7 protein-coding genes are annotated in these 6415 nt (G+C 41.6%); 1 reads left to right on the top strand and 6 read right to left on the bottom strand.

Going from position 1 to position 6415, the window contains the following annotated elements; all coding sequences use genetic code 11:
* From ACEW8S_RS05920 to ACEW8S_RS05905, 4 genes are all read right to left on the bottom strand, one after another.
* The coding region (locus tag ACEW8S_RS05920; RefSeq protein WP_373517255.1) for an Ldh family oxidoreductase at positions 1 to 471 on the bottom strand (471 nt) is incomplete at its 3' end.
* Between the two features lie 53 nt (positions 472 to 524).
* Positions 525 to 1373, bottom strand: a complete 849-nt coding sequence (locus ACEW8S_RS05915; protein ID WP_373517254.1) for a DMT family transporter — start codon at positions 1371 to 1373, stop codon at positions 525 to 527.
* 45 nt (positions 1374 to 1418) lie between these two features.
* Entirely contained in the window at positions 1419 to 2708 is a 1290-nt protein-coding gene (locus ACEW8S_RS05910) for an acetylxylan esterase (RefSeq protein WP_373517253.1), read from the bottom strand.
* 117 nt (positions 2709 to 2825) lie between these two features.
* Positions 2826 to 3284: a DUF4440 domain-containing protein gene (locus ACEW8S_RS05905; protein WP_373517252.1), complete on the bottom strand. Its 459-nt coding sequence runs from the start codon at positions 3282 to 3284 to the stop codon at positions 2826 to 2828.
* A 273-nt stretch (positions 3285 to 3557) separates the two neighbouring features.
* On the opposite strand from ACEW8S_RS05905, the gene ACEW8S_RS05900 reads away from it, so the two are divergent.
* Positions 3558 to 4265 carry a PmeII family type II restriction endonuclease gene (locus tag ACEW8S_RS05900; RefSeq protein ID WP_373517251.1) on the top strand — a complete coding sequence of 236 codons (708 nt, stop codon included), beginning with the start codon at positions 3558 to 3560 and terminating at the stop codon, positions 4263 to 4265.
* 9 nt (positions 4266 to 4274) lie between these two features.
* Here ACEW8S_RS05900 and dcm read toward each other — a convergent pair whose 3' ends face one another.
* Entirely contained in the window at positions 4275 to 5507 is a 1233-nt protein-coding gene (dcm, locus tag ACEW8S_RS05895) for a DNA (cytosine-5-)-methyltransferase (RefSeq protein WP_373517250.1), read from the bottom strand.
* A gap of 493 nt (positions 5508 to 6000) precedes the next feature.
* Positions 6001 to 6415 (bottom strand): response regulator transcription factor (locus ACEW8S_RS05890; RefSeq protein WP_373517249.1); only part of this gene is annotated, 415 nt, incomplete at its 5' end.

Raw genomic sequence — 6415 nt, 5'->3', positions numbered from 1 at the left:
GCTATGCTTCCCGCCCCAAGGTGGCATATTGGGCTGGGTATTGGTAAAAAGGATGGAAATGCATCCTTCATCGGCCGCGCGCCATCCGTAGGTGCCGCCCCGCATCCAATGGTTGTTGTTCCGCAGGGCTACCAATCCCATTCCGTGTTTCTTGGCCAAGGCAACCGCACGGTCGGTACATCTCATGGCATTGATGATTCCCGGTCCCGAGTTGCCGTCCCAGCGTTCTATGCTTCCGAAAGCATTTATTTTTTCCGCTTCGGCATCCACTTTGATCACTCCATTTTCCACATATTCGATAAAAAGGGGGACACGGTTGATGCCGTGGGAGTTGACCCCATCTAAAGTGGTTTCGGAATGGGCTTTGGCAAGCAGTTGCGCTTTTTCCTCCGTAAAGGCATACTTGCGGAAGAGGCGATATAACACCTCTTGCATTTCATCAAATTGGATGGTAAGAGATTTGGAATTCATTAATAGGAAGTTTTAAAAATGATGTTAACAATTCAAGACGAGTTCTAAGCAAGTTACCTCTTTTTAGCGTCCATCCTAGTAATAAAATAACTGCTTACGATAATTAATGCGCCACCGATCAAGGTGTTCAAAGTTACTTTCTCATCCAAAATAAAATACCCCAATACCATGGCACTTACCACCTCAAGGTACATTAGCGACGAAGCCGTGGAGGCCTCCAAATATTTCAGGCCGTTGAAGAAGAGCTTAAAGACGACAATACCGATCAAAAATCCGTAAAATACACCCACGCCCAGTTGGTCTAAAGATACGTCGGGGATAAAGAACAGAAAGGGGATAAAGAAAAACGCACCGACCAGATTTTGATAGATGATAATCTGTTGCTGGGAATAATTATTCGATTCAGATTTGAACATCAACACGGTTATGGCATAGAAAATAGCGGACAGAACCGCGGCCACCATACCGATTATATCCTTATTTTCAAAACTGAAGGATTTATTGGAATACGTAATTATCAAACCTGAAAACGCCAACAGCAATAGGGCTACCTGATTTTTTTTGAGCGATTTCCTGAAATAAAAAGTCTCAAAAATAAACACGAATATGGGCCAGGAATAGAACAGTACCACCGCATTACCAATGGATGTAAAGATAAAGGCCACCAAATACAGATAGATCCGTACTACGTTGATGGCCGAGGCCAAAAGCATCTTTTTATAGTTTCCGGAAAAAATCGGATTGGTCTTGCTGAATAGTATGGGCGTCAGGAATAAAACGGGAACCATGGTCCTGAAAAAAGCGATGGCACCGGTACTCAAACTGGACAAATATTTTATAAGGATACCATTATTTCCAGCAATCAGGGCGCATAGGATTACGGCATAAATGGCTTTTTTCATTTGGTAATACTACTGAACCCGGACAAAAGAAAAAGTTTAAGGAATTCACTGCCTTAGTTTCCCAAACAACCATAGGTTTTTAAGTTCCCGCTGCTCCGGGAAGGTCCAATGTTGGGTTTCCTGAAAAATATGGAGTTCTTTTTCGGCATTGATCACATTATAGGCCGCAAAAGTGGACGCAGGCGGACAAACATTGTCGTTATAGCCCCAGCTGTACCAACCTTCGGCTTTTACCGAACGCGCAAAGTTGACTACGTCATAATATTTCGAGACCTCTATTTTTTCGGGTTTGTTGGTAAAGTCGTCGACAAAGATCTGAGGCCATCCGCCGGCACGGCCGTGCAAGAATCCGGTCATATCGGAAAGCGCCGGATAAAATGCCGCTAAATAATCGATACGGTCATCGAGGCTTGCGGTGACGATGGAAAGCGCACCGCCTTGGCTTCCTCCGGTAACGGCCATATCCTCGCCGTTAAAACTATCGAGACTATCCAAGAAATCTACGGCACGTACACAGCCCAAGTAAACGCGACGATAGTACATATTATCTTTATCATCAAGGTTAAAGACCTGATAATTATTTAAGGCGCCGGCTTGCAAATCATCATAAACGCCTGTGTCCAACGTAACGGGAATACCATGAATGCCGATGGTAAATGAGACAAAGCCCTCCGCCGCTTCGTCGACCTCCCCGTAATACGGTCGAATACCGGCTCCCGGCACATGCAGGATGGCCGGATATTTCCCCGCCTTCTTCGGGGTGCATAAAATACCATAGATTTTGCCCTTCACATTGTCGAGTTGCACGTGGTATACATCGACCTTATTGGTACAGCGTTCGGGCAACAGGGTCAGCACCGGATTCATGGGCACCTCGGCCAGTTCTTCCTTTCCCTTCTCCCAAAACGCCTCGAAATCGGAAGGTAGGGTAGTTGTCGGCTTTATCTTATAAGGTGCGAAACCGGCAGTGGCATAGGATGAATATTCTTTTCCATCTACCGTAACCGTAACCGTACAGCGCAAAAATCCGGGGTCCTTAAATTTCGGAGCCTTGACCTTAGTCTTATTGTTTAAAGATAGCGTACCCTCGTCCCAAATCTTGACTTCGCGATAGCCGGGATCGGTCTCGATTTTGTAGTCTATTTTGACGCCCTCGATCGGCACTTGATTTCGCAGGACATTGATCGAGAATTCGGCCTGTTCGCCAACGTCGTACGTCCAGTCCGTATGGTTCGGGCTCACGATGACCTCGACCAGTTGTTTGCTGGGTTGGGCGGTGAGGTAGAAGGTGAAGAGGAGGGCTGTGAGAAAGGCACTGTAATGGTTGGTTTTCATTTTTTTGAATAGTTTTAGATGCTTTTTTCTTTGGATGGAAATCGGCTTTGATTTTAAATGGTTGCTGAAAGATAGGGAATACTGTTGTAATTTCAGATTTCAAGTAAGCTCTAAGTGCTACGGACTTTGGTTCGGCAGCATATTCCGGATGGCGGTAATCTTCCAACTATCGTTTTGGTAGACAACAATAAAGGTACTCCACATTTTCCGAAGGGATCCGTCGATGTTCTGAATCTCATATCGCGTGTCGACCAGGGCAGTTTCGCGGTTCAAAAACCGAATCTGGTATACTGTAAGGGTCCGGCCACCGGGATTGGCGCTAGAGCTGCGTTGCATACCTTGCTTCGCCGTTTCAAAACCCCTGCGCCATTCTCCAGTGGAGACCAATTGATCGATATCATCGGTCAGAATTTGTTTGAGCAGTATAGTGTCTTTGGTTTCGCGGGCTTGGGCGTATTGGTCGATTAGTGCGTAGAGGGGTTGTTCTTTTTTACTTGGGATGTCGGGTTGTTGGGCGTAGCTGCTTCTGGTACAAATGGCTACGAAGAGGATCCAAAACAGTGTCGGTTTTATCATTATGGTCGTTCTTAAATTTGTTATTGAATTATGTTGTTATGCCTTGAGTAGCTGTTAAAGGGATGATAGCGCCGAGGTGAAAATACGGAAAACCGTTTGAAAAATTTAATGTCCGCTAAGTCTTGGGATGAAAAATCATCAAAAAAAATGTAATTTGGCGACAAATAACGATTTCAAGAGAATTTTGACTGAGACGAATAGCAACGGGGGATTATGCTGTTTAGGCCAAATACAAAACAAACCATATTTCAGTTTTATAAAATACCGCGTTGAATGGAAAATGATCAGAGGAAGCAAATAATTGAAAATGCAAAAATGTTTTTCAGAACTGAAATTGTCCAAAGTCACATTGATGGAGCTTGTGATAGGGCAAGTAGGCTTTCTGAATATAATGTAAATCCATTCCTCTTCAAATATTTAGCGAATTTTTTGACAGGTAACGACAGTCCAGAGAGCATTGCCAGGGCGCTTGTTTTACCTAGGATACTTGGTTCATCAATAACTACATCTTTCGGAATGAAGATTCAAAGCCTTATCAGTTCCTTGTTTCAAGGTTTAGGGTCTACAACCCATGGAATAGATATTGAGTTTATTGATGAAGTTGATGGAAGGAAAAAATATTGTCAGTTAAAGGCAGGCCCCAATACCATTAATCATGATGATGTGACAACAATAGTTAATCATTTTCAGGGAGTTATAAACCTTGCAAGAACCAACAATTTAAATGTTGGAATAAATGATTTGATTGTTGGAGTTGTATACGGGGAGGAATCTGAACTAAGTAGTCATTATTGTCGGATAGGAAATAATTTCCCAGTTTACATTGGAGAAGACTTTTGGTACCGTCTTACCGGAAAAAAGGATTTCTACTTTGAACTTATCGATGCCATTGGTGAAGTCGCTCTTGAAGTCGATGCAAGTAGCGTCGTTGAAAAAACGATAGCGGTACTTGCCGAAAAAATTAAAATCAAATATTATTGATGATGGCAATCATTTCATATGTGAATAATAAGTATTCAAAAACTTGATAACTGAATACCCTATTTCTAGTCCTAAGTTAACAGGTACTGCATTTCCAATTTGTTTATATCGCTGCGCAACAGATCCGGAAAATTGCCAATTATCAGGAAAAGTCTGAATCCTTGCGTATTCTCTTATAGTGAAAGGTCTAGTTTGATCAGGATGACATCTTTCTGTTTGTTTTTGCGCAGGACTACAGGTTAAGGTTAGGGAAGGTTCATCCCAGCCAATTCGTCTCGCCATTCCTGTTTTTCCGCCACCTAGATAAAAACTGCCTCCCATATATTCTTTTTGGAGTTCAACAGGTAAATCTCTCCAATATCCTTTGGGAGGAATCAAGTCAAGTACTTTTTTCTTGTAATCTGGATATTTTGCGCCCTTTGAATTTGGGACATCAGAATTAAATAGTTCACCTTTTTTCAAAGCATCTTCAAGATTGTAAATATTCCTATGGGGTTTCGGATATTGATAATCAACATCAATATCTTTCCTCACCCCTACTAAAATTAGCCTTTCTCTCTTTTGAGGCACTCTATAATTTATTGCTTTTAGAATTTGGACTGGAACAACATTGTAGCCTATTTCATCAAGAATCGATATCATTCCCGCCAACGTTTTTCCTTTTTCATGGCTTAATAATCCCCTAACATTTTCACCTATACATATAGCAGGGTTGACCTCTTGGATGACTCTTGCGAACTCGTAAAATAGGGTTCCACGAGCATCTTTTAACCCTAGCTTCTTACCCGCATAGCTAAAAGCTTGACATGGGAAACCGCCGGTAACCATATCAACTTGATTTTTATATTTGGTAAAGTCGAAGTGTTTTATGTCGCCCTCTAAAATATTCCAATTAGGTCTGTTCAATCTCAGAGTTTGACAAGCCCACTTATCAATTTCATTCAAGGCAACACATTTTAGACCGGATTTTTCTAAGCCTATAGCTAAACCACCGGCACCGGCAAAAAGCTCCAAAACAGAATAATGGTTTTCAGGTTCCGCAAAATTACATACTTGGTTTTCGTCAATATCTTCTAAAAGTGATCCCAGCAGGGTTTGGACATCTGTTTTTTTATAGACACGATAGTTGGATACTGGTTCACGAACAGCGGTTAGTATCCCGTTTTTATCCCATCTTCTTAGCGTTTCCTTGCTTTTTCCAATTAAGTCTGCTGTTTCTGATAATGACAAATACTCTTTCATATAACCATCTTATTCAACCTTATACAATGGTTACAAATTTAGAATATTATTTGACATATTCTAATAAAGGAAAGAAAAATAAAGTCAAACCTTCGAACTAACTGAAATACCGCAAAAAAGTTGAAGTCATTCCATCTTGGATTATTTCAATCTAGTGTTATCGAAGGAGCGTGGGCATTCCATGTTTTAGCATGAATTGCACAATAATTGCACTAATGGCGTTTTAATCGCACAATACCAAATCAAGTATAAATAGAATTTAAAGTCTCGTAAAATGGGTTCTGCTTTATTGAACTAGGGCTTTCAACGCACACCCATTGTCAAACGAAGAAATGCTATACACATTAATCTAATTGGCCGTTAATTGGCCGAATTGACCATTAATTGGCCAATTAAGTTCAACGAATCCCATCTCCGCGGCGACATTTTTAAACCCATTTTACGCTTGATTATAGCTTTAACAACACGTTTTTTCGTTCAAAGAAAAATAGAACTAATTATTAACCATCTGCACCAATTTCATTCGGCTGTTGATACCGACTTTATTGTAGATTCGGTGGGTATGATCTTTCACGGTCTGTAAACTGATGAACAAGGTGTCGGCGATCTGTTGGTTGGTTTTGCCCAGACAAAGCTGTTCAATGACTTCCTGCTCGCGTGGGGTAATCCGGTATTTTTGATACAACCGTTCTTTTTTATCCGTATTGGGTTGCTCGGCACCGATGGGTGCAAACAAACTATCCGATTGCTGGCGTACATACCATAAGGGAATCAAATGCGAAATAAAATAAAATAGGATTAAAGGAGCCAGCATCCAGGGCACTACCTCATAGAAAGAAAGGGAGATTGCACGCAGTAGAAGTCCCGTAAATAGCAAAAGAATGAATTGCGAAACCTTTTTCCGTTTT

The sequence above is a fragment of the Pricia sp. genome, from assembly GCF_041745955.1.
In the GTDB taxonomy this organism is placed as follows: domain Bacteria; phylum Bacteroidota; class Bacteroidia; order Flavobacteriales; family Flavobacteriaceae; genus Pricia.
Note: the sequence above shows the minus strand (reverse complement) of the source record. Positions and strands in the feature narration are given on the sequence as shown.

Coding starts and splice junctions, on each gene's coding strand:
- ACEW8S_RS05915 (WP_373517254.1), bottom strand. CDS start 1,373: ATGAAAAAAGCCATTTATGCCGTAATCCTATGCGCCCTGATTGCTGGA.
- ACEW8S_RS05910 (WP_373517253.1), bottom strand. CDS start 2,708: ATGAAAACCAACCATTACAGTGCCTTTCTCACAGCCCTCCTCTTCACC.
- ACEW8S_RS05905 (WP_373517252.1), bottom strand. CDS start 3,284: ATGATAAAACCGACACTGTTTTGGATCCTCTTCGTAGCCATTTGTACC.
- ACEW8S_RS05900 (WP_373517251.1), top strand. CDS start 3,558: ATGGAAAATGATCAGAGGAAGCAAATAATTGAAAATGCAAAAATGTTT.
- dcm (WP_373517250.1), bottom strand. CDS start 5,507: ATGAAAGAGTATTTGTCATTATCAGAAACAGCAGACTTAATTGGAAAA.